At 66.5% G+C, this 22510-nt stretch carries 19 protein-coding genes and 2 pseudogenes; 17 read left to right on the forward strand and 4 right to left on the reverse strand.

Annotated elements, in window-relative coordinates:
* Positions 1–302: 302 nt before the first annotated feature.
* A complete protein-coding gene (locus tag ABLE92_RS25440) occupies positions 303–815 on the reverse strand; it encodes an inorganic diphosphatase (RefSeq protein ID WP_348807601.1) in 513 nt (170 codons plus the stop codon).
* A 207-nt stretch (positions 816–1022) separates the two neighbouring features.
* Between ABLE92_RS25440 and dacB the strand changes: the two genes are divergently transcribed.
* The 3 genes from dacB to tilS are packed head-to-tail and all read left to right on the forward strand — an operon-like array spanning position 1023 to position 4419.
* Entirely contained in the window at positions 1023–2393 is a 1371-nt protein-coding gene (dacB, locus tag ABLE92_RS25445) for a D-alanyl-D-alanine carboxypeptidase/D-alanyl-D-alanine endopeptidase (RefSeq protein WP_348807617.1), read from the forward strand.
* Positions 2384–3475 carry a zinc-dependent metalloprotease gene (locus ABLE92_RS25450; RefSeq protein ID WP_348807602.1) on the forward strand — a complete coding sequence of 364 codons (1092 nt, stop codon included), beginning with the start codon at positions 2384–2386 and terminating at the stop codon, positions 3473–3475. The genes dacB and ABLE92_RS25450 overlap by 10 nt, the downstream gene beginning before the upstream one ends.
* A complete protein-coding gene (tilS, locus tag ABLE92_RS25455; RefSeq protein WP_348807603.1) occupies positions 3454–4419 on the forward strand; it encodes a tRNA lysidine(34) synthetase TilS in 966 nt (321 codons plus the stop codon). Before ABLE92_RS25450 ends, tilS begins: the two co-directional genes overlap by 22 nt.
* A 218-nt stretch (positions 4420–4637) precedes the next feature.
* Here tilS and ABLE92_RS26250 read toward each other — a convergent pair whose 3' ends face one another.
* The gene (locus tag ABLE92_RS26250) at positions 4638–5120 is read right to left on the reverse strand and encodes a DUF8020 domain-containing protein (RefSeq protein WP_496560851.1); all 483 of its coding nucleotides are present in this window, start codon (positions 5118–5120) and stop codon (positions 4638–4640) included.
* A 374-nt stretch (positions 5121–5494) separates the two neighbouring features.
* On the opposite strand from ABLE92_RS26250, the gene hpt reads away from it, so the two are divergent.
* The gene (gene hpt / locus ABLE92_RS25465) at positions 5495–6064 is read left to right on the forward strand and encodes a hypoxanthine phosphoribosyltransferase (RefSeq protein ID WP_348807605.1); all 570 of its coding nucleotides are present in this window, start codon (positions 5495–5497) and stop codon (positions 6062–6064) included.
* 280 nt (positions 6065–6344) lie between these two features.
* Here hpt and ABLE92_RS25470 read toward each other — a convergent pair whose 3' ends face one another.
* Positions 6345–7067 (reverse strand): DMP19 family protein, encoded by a 723-nt coding sequence (locus ABLE92_RS25470; RefSeq protein ID WP_348807606.1) that lies wholly within the window; start codon positions 7065–7067, stop codon positions 6345–6347.
* Between the two features lie 554 nt (positions 7068–7621).
* On the opposite strand from ABLE92_RS25470, the gene ftsH reads away from it, so the two are divergent.
* From ftsH to ABLE92_RS25525, 11 genes are all read left to right on the forward strand, one after another.
* Positions 7622–9982: an ATP-dependent zinc metalloprotease FtsH gene (ftsH, locus tag ABLE92_RS25475; protein WP_348807607.1), complete on the forward strand. Its 2361-nt coding sequence runs from the start codon at positions 7622–7624 to the stop codon at positions 9980–9982.
* Between the two features lie 90 nt (positions 9983–10072).
* The gene (gene folE / locus ABLE92_RS25480) at positions 10073–10648 is read left to right on the forward strand and encodes a GTP cyclohydrolase I FolE (protein ID WP_348807618.1); all 576 of its coding nucleotides are present in this window, start codon (positions 10073–10075) and stop codon (positions 10646–10648) included.
* A 29-nt stretch (positions 10649–10677) separates the two neighbouring features.
* The gene (gene folP / locus ABLE92_RS25485) at positions 10678–11529 is read left to right on the forward strand and encodes a dihydropteroate synthase (RefSeq protein WP_348807619.1); all 852 of its coding nucleotides are present in this window, start codon (positions 10678–10680) and stop codon (positions 11527–11529) included.
* Entirely contained in the window at positions 11529–11900 is a 372-nt protein-coding gene (folB, locus tag ABLE92_RS25490) for a dihydroneopterin aldolase (RefSeq protein ID WP_348807608.1), read from the forward strand. Before folP ends, folB begins: the two co-directional genes overlap by 1 nt.
* Positions 11897–12412 (forward strand): 2-amino-4-hydroxy-6-hydroxymethyldihydropteridine diphosphokinase, encoded by a 516-nt coding sequence (gene folK / locus ABLE92_RS25495; protein ID WP_348807609.1) that lies wholly within the window; start codon positions 11897–11899, stop codon positions 12410–12412. The genes folB and folK overlap by 4 nt, the downstream gene beginning before the upstream one ends.
* Complete coding sequence (locus ABLE92_RS25500; protein ID WP_348807610.1) at positions 12409–12939, forward strand: DUF3180 domain-containing protein; 531 nt, start codon at positions 12409–12411, stop codon at positions 12937–12939. The genes folK and ABLE92_RS25500 overlap by 4 nt, the downstream gene beginning before the upstream one ends.
* A 181-nt stretch (positions 12940–13120) precedes the next feature.
* Complete coding sequence (locus ABLE92_RS25505; protein ID WP_348807611.1) at positions 13121–14335, forward strand: DUF6779 domain-containing protein; 1215 nt, start codon at positions 13121–13123, stop codon at positions 14333–14335.
* Positions 14336–14551: 216 nt separating this feature from the next.
* Positions 14552–15556, forward strand: a complete 1005-nt coding sequence (locus ABLE92_RS25510; RefSeq protein ID WP_348807612.1) for a Rossmann-like and DUF2520 domain-containing protein — start codon at positions 14552–14554, stop codon at positions 15554–15556.
* The gene (gene panC, locus ABLE92_RS25515; RefSeq protein WP_348807613.1) at positions 15553–16473 is read left to right on the forward strand and encodes a pantoate--beta-alanine ligase; all 921 of its coding nucleotides are present in this window, start codon (positions 15553–15555) and stop codon (positions 16471–16473) included. The genes ABLE92_RS25510 and panC overlap by 4 nt, the downstream gene beginning before the upstream one ends.
* A gap of 79 nt (positions 16474–16552) precedes the next feature.
* Positions 16553–16987, forward strand: a complete 435-nt coding sequence (gene panD / locus ABLE92_RS25520) for an aspartate 1-decarboxylase (RefSeq protein ID WP_348807614.1) — start codon at positions 16553–16555, stop codon at positions 16985–16987.
* Positions 16988–17002: 15 nt separating this feature from the next.
* A complete protein-coding gene (locus tag ABLE92_RS25525) occupies positions 17003–17809 on the forward strand; it encodes a type III pantothenate kinase (RefSeq protein WP_348807615.1) in 807 nt (268 codons plus the stop codon).
* A 593-nt stretch (positions 17810–18402) separates the two neighbouring features.
* On the opposite strand, the pseudogene ABLE92_RS25530 reads toward ABLE92_RS25525, so the two are convergent.
* Positions 18403–19642: pseudogene (locus tag ABLE92_RS25530) on the reverse strand (IS256 family transposase).
* A gap of 152 nt (positions 19643–19794) precedes the next feature.
* On the opposite strand from ABLE92_RS25530, the gene ABLE92_RS25535 reads away from it, so the two are divergent.
* Positions 19795–21225 (forward strand): HNH endonuclease signature motif containing protein, encoded by a 1431-nt coding sequence (locus ABLE92_RS25535; protein ID WP_348807616.1) that lies wholly within the window; start codon positions 19795–19797, stop codon positions 21223–21225.
* Between the two features lie 859 nt (positions 21226–22084).
* Positions 22085–22363 (forward strand): annotated as a pseudogene (locus ABLE92_RS26255) (reverse transcriptase domain-containing protein); the annotation flags it as partial.
* Positions 22364–22510: the final 147 nt, after the last annotated feature.

Here is a 22510-nt window from a genome sequence, read left to right on the forward strand (position 1 = left end):
GATACTCCCGGACATAGGCTGTGATCTCAGCGATCGTGTAACCAGCACTAATACTCATGTTGTGAACCTCCTCCTCGGAAGTGACTCACACCCAGATTGGCATACAACGGACAGCGCTCTCCTGAACGTTGACAGCGCTCGTCACCACACTGACAGCGCTCGCCACCACACTGACAGCGCCCAGACAACAGCCGAGCGCGCCCGCGGATCAGATCGCGGGCGCGCTCGGCGTCATGTAGAGCGCTGTCAACGAGAATCAGAGCGCTGTCAACGTCAGAAAGAGCGCTGTCAGCGACATGGCGTCAGCCGCGTGAGGGCTCGTTGGCCTCGCCGGGATGCTCGGCCAGGCGTGCGATCGCCGCTTCGGCGACCTTCTCGGCCTCGGCCTTGCCGACCCATCCGCCCGGCGTGACCTCCTTGCCCGGCTCGAGATCCTTGTAGTGCTCGAAGAAGTGCGAGATGGCGCTGGTCTCGTACTCGGAGACGTCACCGATGTCCTGGATGTGGTTCCAGCGGATGTCGTTGGCCGGGACGCACAGGAGCTTGTCGTCGCCGCCGGCCTCGTCGGTCATGGTGTACATGCCGACGACGCGGGCCTTGACGATGACGCCCGGGTACACCGACTCCGGGAGCAGCACGAGCGCGTCGAGCGGATCGCCGTCGTCGCCCAGCGTGTTGTCGATGTAGCCGTAGTCGGCGGGATAGCCGAACGCCGTGTACAGGTAGCGATCGAGATAGATCTTGCCGGTCTCGTGATCGACCTCGTACTTGTTGCGGCTACCCTTCGGGATCTCGATGGTCACATCGAATTCCACGCGTCCTCCTTGATCGTGGCACTGTCGTTGGGGTGATGGCGGCCGCCCCAACTGCGGAGTCGGCTACGCGAATCGCCTCAACGATACTGTTAGGACGCCACCAAGAGAATGTCGAGACCCGGAGGTCATGCGGTGCACAGTACTCCAGCGGCGGACGTGAGCGGACCGCGACGACGCCGCTGGATCGTTCGATCGCTGCTCTCGGTCATGCTGGTGGCGGTGATTGCGGTCGGCGCCGGATTCACCTACCTGCAGCTGACCAAGCCCGATCCGCTGCCCGCCGGCATCCCGGCGCGACCTGCGGCGATCGCGGCCGACCCGCAGATCGACCCGGTCGCCGCCACCGCGCCCGAACCCACCTCGGCGGGGGTCACCGCCGCGATCGCCGACTCCGTCAAGGCGCCTCAACTGGGCACGTTGACCGGGCAGATCAGTGATTCGCTGACCGGCGCCGTGCTGTGGTCGGAAGGTGCCAGTACGCCCCGGACGCCGGCCTCGAACGCGAAGGTCCTCACCGCGGCCGCCGCTCTGCTGGCCCTGCCGCACGATCAACGGGTCACCACGACCGTGCTCGCCGGACCCGACGGACAGGTGATCCTGCGCGGCGCCGGCGATCCGACGCTGACCGCGCAGGCCCCCGGTACCGACACCTTCTACACCAACCCGGCGCGGATCTCCGACCTCGCCAACCAGATCGTCAAATCGGGCGTCGACGTCACCTCGGTGGCGGTGGACCTGTCCGCGTATTCCGGCCCGACCATGGACCGCACCTGGTCTCGGGACGACATCGCCGGCGGTGACATCGCGCCGATGGAATCACTGATGGTCGACGGCGCGCGGATCAAGCCGCTCGACGAGTATTCGCCGCGCGAGGAGCAACCCGGCATCGCCGCCGGGAAGGCGCTGGCGAGTGCGCTCGGCGTCTCCACCGACGTGACCGAGGCGAGCGCACCCGCCGGTGCCCAGACCATCGCGACGGTGCAGTCGGCGCCGCTGGTCACCCGCGTCAACGACATGCTCCGGTTCTCCGACAACGTACTCGCCGAGGCATTGTCCATCGAACTCTCCACCTCCCAGGGCGGGCCGGCGACACTGGCCGGTGGTGCGCAGGCCGTGCTGAAGACCTTGTCGCAGAACGGTTTCGATGTTTCCGGGGCGACGTTGACCGATTCGTCGGGCTTGTCCTACGGCAACAAGGTGCCCGCGTCGCTGCTCGACGAGGTGATGTCGGCGGCCAGCGGCGACACCGAGGCCGGCGCGTCGGCGTCGGACGGCGACGCGTCGAGCACCACCCGGGACCGGGACATCAAGATGCGACCGATGCTCGACGGGCTGCCGGTGGCCGCCGGGACCGGAACCCTGGCCGACCGCTTCGACCCGCGCACCAATCCGGGCGCCGGATGGGTGCGCGCCAAGACCGGAACACTGACCGGGGTCAGTTCGTTGACCGGGATAGTTCAAACCGTCGATGGGCGGGTGCTGTCGTTCGCGTTGATGTCGGGGGGAACATCCCCGGTCGATGCGCGGCCCGCACTCGATGCCATCCCCGGCGACTTGAGGGAGTGCGGATGTCGGTGAGCCAGAGCAGTGAGAACGAGGTCGCGGCCCGCAGTGGGTTGCTCGATCCGGTCGGCGCCAAGATCGACTGGGGTCTGGCCGCGGGGGTGGGCAAGAAACTGTCCCGACCCGGACCGAAGATGACGACCTACACACGCGACGCGGCGCGGGCCGAACTCGCCGACGCCGCCACGCGCGCCGAGGGTCCGGTCCGTGAGGTCACCGGACTCGCCGACGGTCTGGCCGTGCCGGCCGCGCGGGTCCTCGAACGTGACGAGTGGATCGACGCCGCGGCCCTGTCGATGCGGTCGATGCTCTCCGGCGACGGTGAGACCCTCGACGAGTCGCCGGGCATTTCCGGCCGCATCGGCGGACTGCAGGCATCGGGGTTGCTCGCGTTTCTGTCCACCGCGATCCTCGGCCAGTACGATCCGTTCTCGCCGGGACCGGCCGGCGCCGACGATCCGGGCGTGCTGATGCTGGTGCTGCCCAACATCGTCGGGGTGGAACGGTCACTGAAGGTGTCCCCCAGCGACTTCCGGTTGTGGGTGTGTCTGCACGAGGTCACCCACCGGGTCCAGTTCTCCGCGAACCCCTGGCTGCGCCAATATATGTCGGACAACATCGAGGTGCTGACCTCCGATGCCGGGGAATCGGTGGCCGACGTCGCCGCGCGGATCACCGGTGCACTCAAGGGCGGAAAGCCCAGGGAGAAGGGGATCATCGGAGCGATGCAGCTGCTGCAGACGCCCGAACAGTACGACGCGTTCAACCGGATGCTGATGCTCGGCACCCTGCTCGAAGGTCACGCCGACCATGTGATGGATGCGGTCGGGCCCGCACAGGTGCCCACCGTCGCCTCCATCCGGGCGGCCTTCGACAAACGCCGCACCGGACCGCGAAATCCGGTGCAGCGCATCATCCGTGCACTCATCGGAATGGATGCCAAACTGGCCCAATATATTCGGGGCAAGGCCTTCGTCGACGAGGTGGTGACGACGGTCGGCATGGAGCGGTTCAACACCATCTGGACCTCGCCGGAGACCATGCCGCTTCCAGACGAGATCGACGAGCCGTCGAAGTGGATCACGCGGGTGCTCTGAGACGTGCGGTCGCGGACTTCGCGGCCGCACACCTCGACGGTGCCCGCGAGGTGTGCGTCGGATTGTCCGGCGGCCCCGACTCTCTCGCCCTGACCGCCGCCGCCCTCGACAGCGGCCTGGCCGTGCGGGCGCTCATCGTCGACCATCGGTTGCAACGCGGATCGGCCCACGTCGCCGACTCCGCCGCGCGCGCCGCGACGGCGCTTGGTGCCCGCGCCGACGTCATCGAGGTCAGCGTCGGGCACGACGGCGGGATGGAGGCCGCGGCCCGTACGGCCCGCTACGACGCGCTCGAGCATGCCCGGGAGGGGCTGCCCGTCCTGTTGGGACACACCATGGATGACCAGGCCGAGACCGTGCTGCTGGGTCTGGCCCGCGGATCGGGTGCCCGGTCGATCGCCGGGATGCGCCCGTGGTCGGCGCCGTGGGCCCGCCCCCTTCTCGGAATCCGCCGCGCCCAGACCCTGGCGGCCTGCGCCGAAAGGGGATTGGCGCCGCACTCCGACCCGCACAACCGGGACCCGAGGTTCACCCGCGTGCGTCTACGGTCCGAGGTCATCCCGCTACTCGAGGACGTGCTGCACGGGGGTGCGGTGGAGGCGCTGTCACGCACCGCCGGTTCCCTGCGCGAGGACAACGATGCGCTCGACGGTTTTGCGGACACGCTGTACCGCGAGGCCGCCCGCGCCGCCGATCCGGCGCCGGAACTACTGATCGCGCCACTGGCCGCGACCGTGCCGGCGATTCGTCGGCGGGTGATCCGGTTGTGGCTGCACGACGCCGGTGCCACCGAGCCGACGTCCCCGGTGATCGTCGGAATCGATGCGCTGATCACCGACTGGCATGGGCAGGGCGGCGTCGCCATCGGTGGGGATGCGGATGTACGACGCAGCGCGGCCAGGTGCGGTGACGCCATCGTCGTGCAGGAGAGTCCACGTCGCTGAGGTGCGACGGAACGGCGAGTTGATCGTCTCGATGTACCGGAAGTCGGCGACCACCAGGCTGCCACCGCCGCCGAGGATGCAGACGGTCGACCCGGCGAGCAGTCCTCCTGCGATTCCGCCCACCAACGGCGCCGATGACGGTCCCGACGAGAGTCGAGATCGTCATGCCGGGCACTGACCGTCTGGTTGAACCGTGCCAGTGCCGCATCGTCACGTTCCTAGTTGGCAGTCGGACCGGCCGGGAGCCGATTGCATGCGGCGGCCCGAAATGGTGCCACCTGCTTCGGATCGACGGCGACGGAATGCGCAAGATCATTTGTGGGCATGAGGGTTGCAGCGGTATCGGTGACATGCGCGCCGATCGGGAATCGGCGATCGTCGAGACGATAAACCAGCGGCATCCGGAACACCTCGACGTCGACGTCGGCGTCGCGTCGGCGTCGATCGACAGGGAGGTGCCGCGGTGCCGGAACGTCCCGTCGGTCAGGGTGAGTGACACCGAGGTGTCGTCGAACGACACGGTGTGGCCGACGATTCTCGGTGGGGCGGCACAGGCCGGAGCGATCACCGAAAAAGATAGCAGTGCAAGGCAATACGGCACGGCAATGGTGAGGTGACGCAGTCGGATCCCGAACGGTCGGGCTTGTCGGTAAGACGCGGCGGAAGGTCGAGGTGGTGCGGTGGTCGACATGGTGGGTCATTTCGATGGTGTCGGGTCCGGTGCCCCGGAGTCGAATCCGCCCGGCGGTGGTCGACCGGGCTCTGTTTTGTGGTCCCGTTATTCATTTTTTTCGGCAATCAAATGGTGCGGTGGCTCGGGGCGGAATGTTGGGAATGACCCGGAATTTCCTGTGGATATTTGATCTACGACCGTGAGAATTAACGAATAAACGCTGCCGTGACTGATGTGGCGTGTTGTGATCGCACCGTGACGCCGGTGCCGACAAAGCGGTGTACGACGACGCGCACTCATGCCGGCAGGTCGGTCGATCACGGGCCGATGGTCGATGTCGACGGCGGGCGAATTCTGCCCGTGCGTGCTGCGCCGCCTCGCGGACGTGTCAAGCTTGAGTCCGTGGCGAACGAGACCCAACATCACTACGGCGACGACATCGAAGCGGTGCTGATCACCGAGGAGCAGATCAAGGTGCGCACCGCCGAGCTGGCCGAGTCGGTGGCCGCGCGGTATCGCGAGCTCGACCAGGATCTCGTGCTCGTCGGAGTCCTCAAGGGCGCGATCATGTTCATGACCGACTTCGCCCGCGCGCTACCCATCCCATCGCAGATGGAGTTCATGGCGGTGTCGAGCTACGGGTCGTCGACGTCGTCGTCGGGTGTGGTGCGCATCCTCAAGGACCTCGACCGCGACATCGAGGGCCGTGACGTCCTCATCGTCGAGGACATCATCGACTCGGGCCTGACGTTGTCGTGGCTGATGAAGAACCTCGCGACGCGCAACCCGCGGTCGCTGGAGGTGTGCACGCTGCTGCGGAAGCCGGAGGCGGTGCGCTCACCGGTGTCGGTGGCCGACGTCGGCTTCGACATCCCCAACGAGTTCGTCGTCGGTTACGGCCTCGATTACGCCGAGCGGTACCGCGACCTGCCGTTCATCGGCCGGCTGCGCTCGAGCGTGTACGAGCACTGACCGCACCCTCACTCCGGCTGGTCGAGGTGCGAGTAGCCCCCAGGGCCTTGCGTTGAGCTCCGTCGAAACGACGAGCCTCGAGACCACCCACACCTTGCTCCCGCCGGTCGAGGTGCGAGGAGCCCCGCGGGCCTTGCGTTGAGCTCCGTCGAAACGATGAGCCTCGAGACCACCCAAACCTTGCTCCCGCCGGTCGAGGTGCGAGGAGCCCCGCGGGCGACGAGCCTCGAGACCGCCCGCACCGACGCTGGAACCTCACCTCAGCGAGACTGCCCCGAACTCAGTTGTGCTCGACGCGACCGTTCTCGAACCAGACGAGTCGGCGACTGCCGCCGATGTCGGGGCGTCCGCCGACGCGATAGAAGCACTCGACACCCGATTCGCCCGCGATCGTGATGGGGCGCTCGCTCTCGATTCCCTGGAATTCGACTCCGACCTCGCGGCATCGTGACATCGCGGCGGCCTCCGGCGACGGATTCTCACGCTTCATCGCCGCCGACCTGGCGTCGTAACCCGTGGCCCGTTTGCGGGCCGCGATGTAGTCGTCGATCTCGGCATCGTCGAGGACGAGGAGTTCGGGACGGTTGCACAGGAGGTCGACGTTGGCGCGCTCGAGGTCGTCGGCGATGGCGTAGAGCCGGTCGTCGAGTGACTTCAGTGACGAGATCGTGTCCGCGGTCATCAGGTCGCCCCAGATTTCGAGTGCGGCAGTGTGACCGATGGCGACGAGACCCGCGTGGGCATCGGCAATGACGTCGTCGTCGAGTTCGGCGGCGTTGCTCAGGAATTGCGCGTGTCCACCGTTGCGGACCTGACCGACGTAGTAGTCGACGGCAATGTGTTTCGCGATGGCTGGATTGACCTGGTCGGACCCGATGAATGCGGCCGACAATCGATAAGTGACGTCGATCAGCGAACCGATGATGCGGATCGGATCATCCCTGTCGAACGCCTTATGGGAGATGACGATGGCCGATGCGGTGTAGCGCTCGTCGGGATTCACGACGATGACCCTACGGCGGGGTGTGGGGTGGGGTTGCAGCGTCGGTGCGGGTGGTCTCGAGGCTCGTCGTTTCGACGGAGCTCAACGCAAGGCCCGGGGGGCTCCTCGCACATCGACCGACATCGACCGGCGGGGGTGGGCCAGCGGGTGCGGCGGGGGCGGGGTGGGGTTGCAGCGTCGGTGCGGGTGGTCTCGAGGCTCGTCGCCCGGGGGGCTCCTCGCACCTCGACCGGCGGGGGGCCAGACGCTGGGATGGCCCATGCTTCCTGCTCACCGACCCGTGTGTGCGCCGCGCCGCGATGCAGGAGGAGGCGACCAGCGAGCGAAGCGAGCGGCGTCGCTGACGACGAAGAGCGGTGCAGGTGGGCGCACACACGCGCGATCGCGGAGCGATCGCCAAAAGCAGGGAACGGTTTCACCTGCGTGATCGTTGACCGGTAGCCTTATCACAACGAGCGCGGTTGCTGGTCTGTTCGCCGCGCTCTCGAATCGATGGGAAGGACGATTGGGAACGGCGCCGTCTCCACCGGCCCGCCGGCCCTCCACCAATTCGCATGAACCGCAAGACAGTCTTTCGTAACCTCGCCATCGTGGCGGTCATCGTGCTCGCCTTCTGGGGCTGGAGCGTGTGGCGTGACAATGATCGCGAGTACACGGCCGTGGACACCTCGGTCGCGTTGACGCAGCTCAACGTCAAGAACACCAAGTCGATTCAGATCGATGATCGTGAGCAGCAGCTCCGCATCGAGACCGATACGCCGGTCAAGGTCGGTGACGATGAGCTGACCAAGATCAGCACGAAGTATCCGGCGGCGGCGAGTGAAGAGATCTTCAACGACGTCAAGGCCACCGGCGCTCCGTATCAGACGAATGTCAACGAGCAGTCGGTGTTCTGGCAGATCATGCTGTTCATCCTGCCGATGGTCTTGTTGTTCGGTTTGTTCTTCTTCGTGATGAGCCGCATGCAGGGCGGTGGTCGTGGTGGCGTGATGGGCTTCGGCAAGTCGCGCGCCAAGCAGATCACCAAGGACATGCCGAAGACCACGTTCGCCGATGTGGCGGGTGCCGACGAGGCCGTCGAGGAGCTGTACGAGATCAAGGATTTCCTGCAGAATCCGGCGCGCTACCAGGCGTTGGGCGCGAAGATCCCCAAGGGTGTGTTGCTGTACGGCCCGCCCGGTACCGGTAAGACGTTGCTGGCGCGGGCCGTGGCCGGTGAGGCCGGGGTGCCGTTCTTCACGATCTCCGGTTCGGATTTCGTCGAGATGTTCGTCGGTGTCGGTGCCTCGCGTGTGCGTGATCTGTTCGAGCAGGCGAAGAACAACAGCCCGTGCATCATCTTCGTCGACGAGATCGACGCCGTGGGTCGCCAGCGTGGTGCGGGACTCGGTGGTGGTCATGATGAGCGGGAGCAGACCCTCAACCAGCTGCTCGTCGAGATGGACGGTTTCGGTGACCGTCAGGGCATCATCCTGATCGCGGCCACCAACCGACCCGACATCCTGGATCCGGCGTTGTTGCGTCCGGGCCGTTTCGACCGGCAGATCCCGGTCGGCAATCCGGATATGGCGGGTCGTCGCGCGATTCTGCGTGTGCATGCCAAGGGCAAGCCGATCGACGCCGACGCCGATCTCGACGGTCTGGCCAAGCGCACCCCGGGTATGTCGGGTGCGGATCTGGCGAATGTCGTGAACGAGGCCGCGTTGCTGGCCGCGCGTGAGAACAAGCAGACGATCACCGCGGAGATGCTCGAGGAGGCCGTCGACCGGGTGATCGGTGGGCCGCGTCGTAAGAGCCGCATCATCAGTGAGCACGAGAAGAAGGTCGTCGCCTACCACGAGGGTGGTCACACCCTGGCCGCGTGGGCGATGCCCGATCTCGATCCGATCTACAAGGTCACGATCCTGGCGCGTGGTCGGACCGGTGGTCACGCCCTGGCGGTGCCGGAGCAGGACAAGGATCTGATGACCCGCTCGGAGATGATCGCCCGGCTGGTGATGGCGATGGGTGGTCGTGCCGCCGAGGAACTCGTCTTCCACGAGCCCACGACGGGTGCGTCGTCGGATATCGATCAGGCGACGAAGATCGCTCGTGCGATGGTCACCGAGTACGGCATGAGTGCCCGCCTGGGTGCGGTGCGGTATGGCCAGGAGCAGGGCGATCCGTTCCTGGGTCGTTCGATGGGCAATCAGACCGACTACTCCGCCGAGGTCGCGAATGAGATCGACGAGGAGGTGCGTCGTCTCATCGAGGCCGCGCACACCGAGGCGTGGGCGATCCTGTCGGAGTATCGCGACACCCTTGACGTGTTGGCCAGCGAACTCCTCGAGAAGGAGACGTTGACGCGTAAGGATCTGGAGAAGATCTTCGGCCAGGTCGAGAAGCGCCCGCGGATCACGACGTTCAACGATTTCGGTGATCGCACCCCGAGTGACAAGCCGCCGGTGAAGACTCCCGGTGAGCTCGCCATCGAGCGCGGTGAGCCGTGGCCGCCGCCGGAGCCTGCGAAGGTTCCGGAGCCGGTCGGTGCGGCCGGTGGCCAGCCGGGCGGTTTCGGTCAGCCTGCGGGTGCGGCACCGGCGTATCCGCCGCAGGCCGCTCCGGGTGGGTATCCGCCCGCGCAGCAGCATCCGTATCCGCCGCAGCAGAATCCGTATCCGCCGCAGGGTGGTTACCCGCCGCAGCAGTCGCAGCCGGGTGGCTATCCGCCGCCGCCGGCCGCACCGCCGGGTGGTGGTGCCACGTGGCCCGACTATGGCGCTCCGCGCGACTGGTCGGCGCCGGGCTGGCCGCCCCGTGAGGAGGGGCCGGGTGTCAACGGCGGCTCCGCCCCGAACGGCGCGAACGGTCAGCATGGGCCCGGCCCGAATGGGACCGGTCAGCATGGCAATGGTGTGAACGGCAACGGCGCCTGAAGGGTCACCTCGATGACGATCAGCAATGGTCACCACCCGGACGTCGCTGCCCTGATCGGTGACGATTCCGTGGATTCTCCGGCGTCGGTCATGTCCGGACGTCACTTCGATCAGGCGCGCGCGGAGGCGGCGGTGCGCGAGCTGCTCATCGCGGTCGGGGAGGATCCCGACCGAGAAGGGTTGCAGCGCACGCCAACTCGTGTGGCGAATGCCTATCGGGAGATGTTCGCGGGGTTGTACACCGATCCGTCGGCGGTGCTCGCGACGACCTTCGACGAGGACCACGACGAGTTGGTGCTCGTCAAGGACATCCCGATGTACTCCACCTGTGAGCATCATCTGGTGTCGTTCCACGGGGTCGCCCACGTCGGCTATATCCCGGGTGAGAGCGGCGAGGTGACCGGCCTGTCGAAGTTGGCGCGGCTGGTGGACCTCTACGCGAAGCGGCCGCAGGTGCAGGAGCGACTGACCAGTCAGATCGCCGACGCGTTGGTGGCCCGGCTGAAACCGCGGGGCGCGATCGTGGTGATCGAGGCCGAGCATCTGTGCATGGCGATGCGCGGCATCCGCAAACCCGGTGCCCGTACCACTACGTCGGCGGTGCGTGGCCTGTTCAAGACCAGCGCGGTCTCACGCGGCGAAGCGCTCGACCTCATCACACGTTGACCGGCGATCCCGATGCCCGCACGCAGATCATGGGCATCATCAACGTCACCGCCGATTCCTTCTCCGACGGTGGCCGGTACCTCGATGTCGACGCCGCGCTCACGCATGCGCGGCGCCTGCTCGACGACGGGGCCGACTGCATCGACGTGGGCGGCGAATCGACCCGCCCCGGCGCGATCCGCGTCGACCCCGGCATCGAGATCGCCCGGGTCACACCGGTGATCTCGGCACTCGCCGAGGGCGGCGTCACCGTGTCCGTCGACACCATGCGTGCGTCGGTCGCGGCGGCCGCGATCGAGGCCGGCGCCGCGATCGTCAACGACGTCTCCGGTGGTCGTGCCGATCCGGACATGGCGCGTGTGCTGGCCGATTCGGGTCTGCCGTGGATTCTGATGCATTGGCGTCCTGCCGGGGAGGATTCCGACGCCGGACGCCGCTTCACCCATCGGGTCGACGACACCGGCGGCTATCACGACGTGGTGGCCGAGGTGAGTCGTGAACTGCTCGGGCAGGTCGATGCCGCGGTGAGCGCCGGCGTCGATCCCGATCGCATCATCCTCGATCCCGGTCTGGGCTTCGCCAAGACCGCCACCCACAATTGGGCTCTGCTGCATGCCTTGCCGACGTTCGTCGGACTCGGGTTCCCGGTGCTCATCGGGGCGTCCCGCAAACGGTTCCTCGGCGCCCTGCTCGCCGACGGCGGTGGCGTCGATCGGCCGCCGGCCGGGCGTGACATCGCGACCGCCGCGGTCAGTACCCTGGCCGCCGCGGGCGGTGCGTGGGGTGTCCGGGTGCACGACGTGGCGAGCAGTCGCGATGCCGTGGCGGTGGCGACGGCCTGGGCACACGGCGGGTCCGGGCGTATCGAGGGAGGACTCTGATGGCCGACCGGATCGAGTTGCGCGGACTGCGGGTGCGCGGAAATCACGGCGTCTTCGACCATGAACGGTCCGACGGCCAGGACTTCATCATCGACATCACCCTGTGGCTCGAGTTGCGGATCGCCGCGGCTTCCGACGATCTCGCCGACACCGTCGACTACGGCGCGTTGGCGCAACGTGCCCACGACGTCGTCGCCGGAACCCCGCGGAACCTGATCGAGACCGTCGGCGCCGAGATCGCCGACGACATCATGGGCGATGAACGCATCCACGCCGCGGAAGTGGTGGTGCACAAGCCGTCCGCACCGATCCCACTGACCTTCGACGACGTCGCCGTGGTGACCCGACGTTCCCGGAAGTCGCAGCGATGAGCCACACCCGCGCGGTCCTGTCGGCCGGGTCGAACGTCGGTGATCCGATGGCGAATCTGCGGTCGGTGGTCGACGGGTTCGGCGCCGATGTGGTGGCGGTGTCCGACGTGTACGCCACCGCCCCGTGGGGTGGTGTCGAGCAGGCCGATTTCCTCAACATCACTCTCATCGTCGAGGGGGAGCGGAGTGCCGCCGACTGGCTGCGCCATGGTGCCGAGCTTGAGCAGCATGCACATCGGACTCGTGACGTTCGTTGGGGCCCAAGGACACTCGACGTCGACGTGATCACCGTCAGTGATGCGGCGGGGGTGGTGCGCAGCGACGACGAGGCGCTGATCCTGCCGCATCCGCGTGCCGCGCAGCGCGCCTTCGTGCTCGTGCCGTGGCTCGAGATCGATCCCGACGCGACGTTGTGGACCGATGGCGGTGAGCAGCGTGTCGACGATCTCGTCGACCGGCTGCCGGGCGCCGACCGCGAGGGTGTGCGTCGTGTCGGGGCGGTGCCGCGATGACCACACCCACCCCGCCGCCCGGCGATGACGAAAAAGAGCGGATGGGGCCGACGAAGCCGTTCGACCTCGTCGTTGTCGCCCTCATCGTCGGTGTCACCGCGTGGATCCTGTTCCGCTACAACTACTCCAGCGTGCCGCCGCTGCCGGTGCTGACCGGCATCGTGCTCTACATCCTCGCCGTCATCGAGGTGGTGGTGGGGTTCATCGTGCGCGCGCGGGTGGAGGGTCGCGACGTGGGACGTGCTCGCGGACAACTGCATCCGCTCACCGCGGCCCGGGTCCTCGCGCTGGCGAAGGCGTCGGCGATCCTCGGTGCCATCGCCACCGGTCTGTGGGCCGGGGTGCTGGTGTTCCTGCTGACCCAGCACGACATCGCCGCGGCCGAGCACGATCGGCCCGCCGCGGTGGTCGGCCTCATCGGTGGGGTGCTGCTGACGGTTGCCGCGTTGTGGCTGGAGTACTGCTGCCGGGCCCCCGACGATCCGGAGGATTCCTCGATCAACGGGTCGAGTCCCGGTCCGGCCTGAGCGACGATGTCGACCGGAGGGGCGTCTACCGGTACGCATGACCCGCGATTTCCCGGCCGACCCGGCGCGTTATCTGCGGCACCTCGGGGTACCCGGGGCCGCGCCCTACCAAACCCGCGATTCGTGACTCTCCGCCGGGCTTGGGAGATAACACAGAGATCAACGGGTAAGTTGCACTGATATGACGACCACCTCCGGCCGTTCCTCGGACACTCGGCGCACGGGCCGCTCCGTCGGCCAGTGGCTGCTGGGTCTGCTCATCGTCCTTGCCCTCGCGGCCAGCATCCTGATGATCTTCACCGACAACCTCTCGATCACCGGCTCGCTCGCGGTGATCGCGGCGCTGTGGGCCGCGGTGATCGGTGCGATCCTTGTCACCCGGTTCCGCAAGCAGGCCGAGACCGCAGAGGCCAAGAGTCGCGATCTCCGCCTGGTCTACGAACTGCAGTTGGAGCGGGAGATCGCCGCGCGCCGGCAGTACGAGCTCGACGTCGAGTCGACGATCCGCCGCGAGGTGGCGGCCGAATCGGGTGCAGAGCTGGCCGCACTCAAGGAGCAGGTCGTGTCGCTGCGATCGAGTCTGGAGCGACTGCTCGGCGAGTCGCTGCCCGATGATCAGGTGGCGTTGCCCAACGAGAAGCTGCGTGAGCTGGCCTCGGGCCTCGGTGGTCACGGACTCGATCCGCATCCTTACGGCGGTCAGTACGACTCTCCCGAGGCCTACGCCCACGACGACGGGGTTCTTGCCGCCCGCGACTTCGCGCAGACCGCACCGTCGGCCGCCGACGGTCGCCACATCGGGCCCACCGCCGATCCGAACGAGATGACCGAGGTCATCCCGGTCGTCACCGACGATCCGCTGTCGCGTCCCTACGGGGCCGAGGCGCCCTACGAGTCGGTGTACGAGACCGAGTATGCGTCCGTGCTCGCCGAAACCGACGAGGTGACCGACGTCGAGACCGCCGACGCGGCGGACGCGGAGATCGCCGACGTCGTCGACGACGGTGGTGTGGCCGGTGGCCCGGGGGTCGGGGAGGCCCCGTCGGCCGACGAAGAGTCACCCGCCGCCGTACCGGTCTCGGCCTACGTCGACGAAACGCCCACCGATGAGTGGGCGACGCAGGCCGCTCAGGCCGAGCCGACCGCACCGGCCCAGCCGACCGGTGGTCCGGTTCCCTTCCTCGGTGGTGGACGGCATGAGACGGTCGGTGCCGCAGCCGGGTTCACCGGTGGGCGTCGTCGCCGCCGGGAGGATGAGGTGGAGCAGCCGGTGGCCGCCGAAGCCGCTGCCGACGACTTCGACAATGCGCACTCCAACGGGCTTCCGGTGTCGGAGTTGCTGCGCCAGTTGCGGGAGACCGAGGGCGGGTCGGGTCGCCGTCGCCGTCGCGACTGATCGATGCGTCGCCGTCGCGACTGATCGATGCCGGCGCCGTCGCGGCTGAACGGTGTCTGTGATTCGGTGAGCCCGATCACACGTATTGGATCCGTGTCGACCTGACGGCCTAACCTTGCTCTGCAACGTCTGGTACCCGGCCGGGTGCGTTCCGCGACGACATCGATGCGGAATCTCTCGGCAGCCCACGGGACTGGAACGACCTGGAGGACAGTGGTGACCTCATCGGATGATGACGCCTACGCGGCGCGTTCCGGTGTCCCCGCAGATCCTGCGTCGGGATTCCCCGGCATCGCCAATCTCCCAACGCCGGCCCGTCTGACGGTCGGCATCATCGGCTCCGGGCGCGTCGGTACCGCGCTCGGTGCGGCGCTCGAACGTGCCGGTCACGTCGTCGGTGCGGTCCTCGCCCGTTCCCCGCAGTCGCGTCGTCGGGCGCAGGCACGTCTCCCGGAATCGGCGATCCTCGACCTCGACGGTGTCCTCGCACGTTCCGAACTGCTCCTCGTCGCCGTCCCCGACGCCCAGCTGGAATCGGTGATCGCAGATATTGCCGCGTCCGGCAGCTTGCGTCCGGGCACGCTGATCGCCCACACCGCCGGTGCGCAGGGTGTCGGCATCCTGGAACCGCTCACCCGGCGGGGTGCGATGCCGTTGGCCATCCATCCCGCGATGACCTTCGTCGGTACCGACGACGACACCGCCCGCCTGGCCCGCGCATGCTTCGGTATCACCGCCGCCGACGAGGTCGGCGAGGCCATCGCGTCGGCGCTCGTCCTGGAGATGGGTGGTGAGCCGGTGCGGATCGCCGAAGCCGACCGCACGCTGTATCACGCAGCCCTCGCGCACGGCGCCAACCATCTGATCGCACTGATCTCCGATGCGGTTACGGCGCTCAATCACGCCATCGCCGGGCCGGGCGGCGTCGGACATCCGACCGCCACGGTAGACGGTGATCCGGTCCGCCTGGCCGAACGCATCCTCGGCCCACTGGTGACCGCATCGCTGCAGAACGTGCTCGACCTCGGTCCCAGTGCCCTGACCGGTCCGGTGGCGCGCGGTGACGCAGCGGCGGTGGCTGCCCATCTGGCCGCGTTGCGCGCATTGCCCGGGGGAGCGGAGACCGATTCGATTGCCGAGTCCTACCGCATGCTGGCGCGTCGGGCCGCTCACCAATCCGATGCGCCGCCTGCGGTTTTCGACGTTCTGGAGTCCCGATGACCAGTCATGTGATCGCCGGCGAGGCGAACCTCTACACACCCGGAACGCTGACGGTGCACCGTGATCCGGTCGACCTGCAGCGAGTCAGCAAGGCGCTGCGTGGGTCCGGTAAGCGGGTGGCGCTGGTGCCGACGATGGGTGCCCTGCACGCCGGCCACCTGGAGTTGGTGCGGGCCGCGAAGAGTCGCGGCAACACGATCGTCATCGTCTCGATCTTCGTCAATCCCTTGCAGTTCGGCGAGGGTGAGGATCTCGACGCCTACCCGCGCACCTTCGACGCCGACCTCGCCCTGCTGAAGCCGCTCGGCGTCGAGTTGGTGTTCGCCCCCACCGTCGCAGGGATGTACCCGCAGGGACGTCGCACCATGATCCATCCCGGTCCCGCCGGTGACATCCTCGACGGTGCGTCGCGCCCAGGACATTTCGCCGGAATGCTGACCGTGGTGAACAAGCTGCTGCACATCGCCGCACCGCACGCCGCGTACTTCGGGGAGAAGGACTACCAGCAGTTGGTGCTGATCTCGCAGATGGTCGACGACCTCAACATGGACGTCGAGATCGTCGGGGTTCCCACCGTCCGTGAACCCGACGGGCTCGCCCTGAGTTCCCGCAACCGGTATCTCTCCGAGGAGCAGCGGGCACTGGCCACCGCGCTGTCGGCGGCGTTGACCGCCGGATCGCACGCCGCACCGGGCGGCGGTGACGCCATTCTCGCTGCGGCGCAATCGGTTCTGGCTGCGGTACCGGAGATCGAACTCGACTATCTCGCCCTTCGGGGCCGGTCTCTGGAAGATCCGCCGGCGAAGGGACACGGGCGATTGCTGGTCGCGGCTCGGCTCGGCCCGGCCCGCCTCATCGACAATGTCGGCGTCGCGATCGGCCTGAGCCTGGAGGAACGCGAGGCCAGATCCGAATGAGACCACCGACTTTCTGCCATCCCACCGATCCGCACTGAAGTACCGATCCGAACTGAAGTACCGAACAGAGGACCCGCACATGCTCCGCACCATGATGACCTCGAAGATCCACCGCGCCACCGTCACTCAGGCCGACCTGCACTACGTCGGTTCGGTCACCATCGACGCCGACCTTCTCGATGCCGCCGATCTCCTCGAGGGAGAACAGGTCACCATCGTCGACATCACCAATGGCGCACGCCTGGAGACCTATGCGATCGCCGGTGAGCGTGGGTCCGGTGTGATCGGCATCAATGGTGCCGCAGCGCATCTCGTGCACCCCGGCGACCTGGTGATCATCATCGCCTACGGCATCCTCAACGAGGCCGAGATCGCCGAGTACGCTCCGCACGTCGTCTTCGTCGACGAGGCGAATCGTGTGCTGGAGTCGGGCACCGATCCGGCTCGCGCACCCGAGGGCTCGGGGCTGCGCGATCCGCGCCATGCCGACGTGCTCGTCGACGCCAACGCCTGACGACTCTCGCCTCGTATGCTTCTCACCATTGACGTCGGCAACACCAATACGCACATCGGGGTGTTCGCCGGGACCGGTGCTCACGCCACGCTGGTGAACGATTGGCGCCTGCACACCGAACCCGACCGCACCGCAGACGAATTGGCGTTGCTGATCAAGGGTCTGTTGGGTGCGGACATCGAGCAGGTCACCAGTGTGTCGGCGCTGTCGATCGTGCCATCGCTGCTGCGGGAACTGCGCGTGATGGTCGCCCGGTACTTCGACAATCCGCACAACGTGATCCTGGAACCCGGTGTGCGGACCGGTGTTCCACTGCTGGTGGACAATCCCAAGGAGGTCGGCACCGATCGGGTCGCCAACTGCCTTGCCGCCCACCACATCTACGGCGGACCGGCGATCGTCGTGGCCTGCGGAACCGCCACCGTCGTCGACGCCGTCTCGGTCAAGGGCGAGTTCCTCGGCGGCGCCATCGCTCCCGGGGTGAACCTGGGCGTCGAGGCGTTGAGTGAGCACACGGTGACGGTCCGCAAGGTCGAACTGATGCCACCGCGGAGTGTGCTCGGCAAGAACACCGTCGAGGCACTGCAGTCGGGCATCCTGTTCGGCTTCGCCGGCCAGATCGACGGATTGGTGGAGCGCGTCCGATCCACCGTGCCGGGATTCGACGGCGACGACGTCGCCGTGGTGGCCACCGGCTTCCTCGCTCCGCTGATGTTCGACGAATGCCGCACTCTCACTGTGCAACACCCGCACCTCACCCTCGAAGGTCTGCGTCTGGTGCACGAGCGGGCCAAGCAGCAGTCCCGCGGTCGGGGTCGCTGAGCCGGTCTGGAGCGATAGCCGCCGCGTTGAGCTCCGTCGAAACGGAGGACCGAGGCACCTCCTCCCGCTGGTGGAGTGCGCCGCGCGAGCGAAGCGAGCTCGTCGCGTATCCGCCGGGCCGAGCTTGTCGAGGTCGAGGCCACCCCCGCTGGCCGAGTGCCGACGAGCTTGCGAGTCGGTGTATCGAGGCCACCTCCGCAACCCAACAGCGAAATCGGTCCACCGCCAACCGAACACAGGTCGGACGACACTGACATCGTTCATCCCCAACCGATTCCGCGCCGAAGAAACTTGTCGGTGGTCGTCGCTACACTTGACTCAGTTCAGTTGGACCGACCGAGCAGAGGGGGTGAACACCATGGCCGACACAATGATTCAGACCAATCAGGTCCCGCAACTGTCGATGACCGCCGACGACGCGGCCATGATCGATCACCTTCCCGTCGAGGCGGCCACCGCTCTGGCCCGTTCCCTGCAACGCCAAGAGCGGCAGGTGATTGCTCGGAAGGTGTTGTCGGCGATAGTGCCCCGTGGAGTGGTGGACTTGGATCGGCGTGGACTCACGCGTAGTGATCAACGAGTCATGGTGAATGCTAAGCGCTTTGGTGGGATTGGTCCAGCGCTGCGGTGGCGTGTCGTTTGGCGGTGATCACCTTCTTGAGTTCGAGCATGGACACATCGGAGAGGTAGCGGCGGGTGACTTGCCATTCGTCGTGGGCCTCGATCACCACCGCTGTGGCCAACCGCAGGAACGCGGCCGGGTTGGGGAAGATCTCCACGACATCAGCTCTGCGCTTGATCTCCTTATTGAGACGCTCGATCGGATTATTGGACCAGATCTTCTGCCAGTGCGCCTTGGGAAACGCGGTGAACGCCAACACATCTGGCTTCGCATCACGCATCATCGCCGCCACCTTCGGAAACGACGCCTCGAGGGTGTCGGCGACCTGGTCCCACTGGGCGTGGATGTCCTCGGGTTCGGTGTGCGCGAAGATCGTCTTGACCGCCGCGGTCACCACCGGCGCCTGTTTCGCCGAGACCGCCCCGTGCAGGTTCCGCATGAAATGCACCCGGCATCGTTGCCACGCAGCGTTTGTGAACTGTTGAGCCACAGCAGCTTTCAAACCTGCGTGAGCGTCGGAGGTGACCAACTCGACACCGGAGAGGCCACGCGCTTTGAGCGAGGCGAAGAACTCGCGCCAGAACTCGAACGACTCCGAGTCGCCGACCGCGGTACCGAGCACCTCCCGGGAACCGTCCATCGACACCCCGGTGGCCACCACGAGGGCCTCCAGAGACCACGTGCGCCCCGACGCGGACCTTGCAGTAGGTCGCATCAGCGAACACGTACGGGAACGTCGTGTGCGTCAATGAGCGTTCCCGGAACCGCTTGATCTCCACATCGAGGTCACCGCAGATGCGTGACACCTCCGACTTGGAGATCCCGGTGTCCACGCCGAGCGCTTTGACCAGGTCATCGACCGATCGGGTCGACACGCCGTGCACGTAGGCCTCCATGATCACCGCGTGCAGGGCCTTGTCGATGCGGCGGCGGCGTTCGAGCAGGACCGGGAAGAACGATCCTGAGCGCAGTTTGGGGATCTTCACCGACACATCGCCGGCTGGGGTGGACACCGTCTTGGAGCGGTGGCCGTTGCGGTGGGTGGATCGTTCCGCGGAACGCTCGTAACGGCCGGCGCCGATCTTCTCGGTGGCCTCGGCCTCGATCAGAGCTTGCAGGCCGGCGCGCACCAGTTCGGCGAACACCGCGCCGGAATCGGCAGAGGTGAGTGCATCAAGCTGGGCGAGCAGGGCAGAATGGTCGTGGGTCATCGCGTGTGTGTCCTTACTGTGAGTCACTTTGGTAGGTAACTCATTGACCACTACGCGATGGCCCACCTCCAGCCGTCACGACACGCCGCAACAGGGCGTCCTGCCGTGGCTGACGTCAGGCCCGAAACCCCACCACTCCAGGGGACTTACCCTTGTCGGCGGCGCGGATCGGGCACGCCGTGTACGACGAGATGCTGCTCTCGGGCCATCAGACCAACGTGCACACCACCGGCGCCGTCGACAAGTCCGCCACCGGCAAGGTATCCACCACCCTCGGAGTGTCGGTGCCGCAAGCCACCGCGTGGATGACGCTCAGCTTCCTACTCTCAACGCTCCCGACGGTCACCGCGGCGTTCCTGGACGGTGACCACTCCCTGGAACGTATCCGCATCATCGCCGACGAGATCGTCGTCCTGTCCGACGACGATGTGCGTGCGTTCGCCGAAACCCGTGCGCTGCAACTGGCCGAACGTAATCAGGCTGATAAGACATTGCGGGATCAGGTCGTCGAGATGGTGATCGCCCTGGATCCCGACGGCGCCGCGGACCGTCGCGAGGAAGCTGCCGCACGTGACCAGAATGTGCGGGTCCGCCGAGACACCAACGGGCACTGCAGCATCTCCGTCTACGCCCCGGGAGAAATGGGTGCCCATCTGGCGGCGCGGATCGCGAAGATGATCAGCGAACGGATCTGCCCACGTGACCCGCGTCGTCAGGGTCAGGTACAGGTCGCGGCATTCGCCGAAATCCAAGGACTACCCGGCGCACACCTGTCGTGTGAGTGCGGGCGGGGCGACTGCTCGCGGGCGATCCCCTTGCCGGAAGAGCCAACTGGCCTGACCGACCTCGACATCGACCCCGACAACGACGGGACTGATCTGTCTATCGATGTCGCCGACGATGCGGACGCCGATCATGGTGAGCCCGACGAGATCACCGAACCCGAGACGACCGTCGATCCCGAGACGATCACCAACGACGACGCCGACTGTACGGCAACGGATACCGAAGAGGAACAACCCGACACCGATTCGCAGTTGTCGCTGTCGTTGATCACCGACCCGTCCGGGCAGCGGGAGGCCCGGTTGGAGTACTTCGGCGTGATTGACAACTCCCACGCCCGATCGCTGATCAGCTCGGGACAGCTGGTCACCGTCAGCGAGTTTCCCACCCTGGACATCCCCACCATCAACACCGCCACCTCACTCGATCGGATACCCGCGGCGTGGCGTCGCCTCGACGATCCGTTCCCCGCGGCACCGATCGACCCCACCGGACACGGCGGACATCTGCTCCCACCATCGGGTGCGTTGACGTATCGGATACCGGCATGGTTGCGGGAGAAGATCATCGAGTTGGATGGCACCTGCCGGTACCCGCATTGCGGCCGCCCGGCCAGTGAATGCCAGATCGATCACCTGGTGAAATTCGTGCACCAGGATCCGATCACCGGTGGCTGGACCGTGGAATTCAACCTGATGCCGTTGTGTACCCCGGACCACCAAAGAAAGGTGCGCCATGAGGCGCGGTGTTACCGAATGGGGGTGAGAGACCTCCGATCTCGGGTCGTCACAGAGGCTTGAGGAAGCTGAGGGCAGCCCTGTTCCCGTGGAAGTGTGTGGGGCGGGGTGGTAAGCAGCCCTGACAAAGCCGGGACGTGTTAGTACTGCCAGATGGTGCGGGTCCGGCGAGCGAGACGAGAAGGTGTACGTGAGGAACCAGTGTGAGACGCCTCGTTAGGTGGAACCGACTGAAATCTGGCGGATATCGGTCGGGACTTGTGGTGCGCGTCAACGACTTCTTTCTGTTGTTGCGTCCGCTGCCGATCACTGCCGTGGTCGGTGGTAGCCGGTGGGGAATTGTCTGTGGCGTACCCATCCGGGGCCATCGGGGTAGAGCTGGGCACCTCCCTCGTCGATCGGAAACATTGTGAACATGGGAACCCTCCTGGCGGTCCCGGACGCGTCACGGCCAGTGACGTCGACGGGTAGGTGCACTGTCCACCAATGCCGTTGGGGTGGGGGCGGAGCGGTCGTAGTACTCGGAGACCGGGAAAGCCGGTCACAGGGGGAAGGGCCGCAGTAGGTCGGCAACGGAAGGACTGTCATGGCAGAAGATGCGCTGGTGAATATCGGCGCCGCGCTGGCCCGCCCGTATATGAGTGGGCAGCGGGTACTGAGGATGCAGACGAAGTTGCATCATTGGGCGGCGGCCGATCCTGGTCGTCGGTTTGAGGATCTGTTCAACCTCGTGGCCGATCCGTGTTTCCTCGTGGAGGCGTGGACACGGGTCAAGGAGAACAAGGGCGCCAAGACTGGTGGGATCGATCGTCGCAGCGTGCGCTCGGTCGAGGCATCCGAGATGGGTGTGGCCGGATTTCTGGAGGACCTGCGCACTCAGCTGAAGGCGCGGGAGTTTCGTCCGGTCCCCGTGCGGCAGGTGATGCTTCCGAAACCCGGTGGTAAGCAACGCGGTCTGGGTATTCCCACGATCGCTGACCGGGTGGTGCAGGCGTCGTTGAAGTTGGTGCTGGAACCCATCTTCGAGGCCGATTTTTCGGCGTCGTCGTATGGATTTCGGCCGAAGCGTCGCGCGCAGGACGCGATCGCCGATATTCGTTTTCACACACGTCTCGGGTACGAGTGGGTGTTTGAAGCCGATATCACAGCGTGTTTCGACGAGATCGATCACAGTGCCCTGCTGCAACGGGTGCGTGCTCGGATCGCCGATAAACGTGTTCTGGCCGGATCTCCTGACGTTCTTGTGGGTGGGTTACGGCCAGGGCAGTTCGGGGCAGGCGCCGCCGCGGGTGAGTTCGGCCATCGCTATCAGCGCTTCTGGCGTGTGGAATCCGTAGGCCCGCTTGGT

Origin of the sequence: Gordonia oleivorans (assembly GCF_040044975.1) — a bacterium.
Lineage (GTDB): Bacteria > Actinomycetota > Actinomycetes > Mycobacteriales > Mycobacteriaceae > Gordonia > Gordonia oleivorans.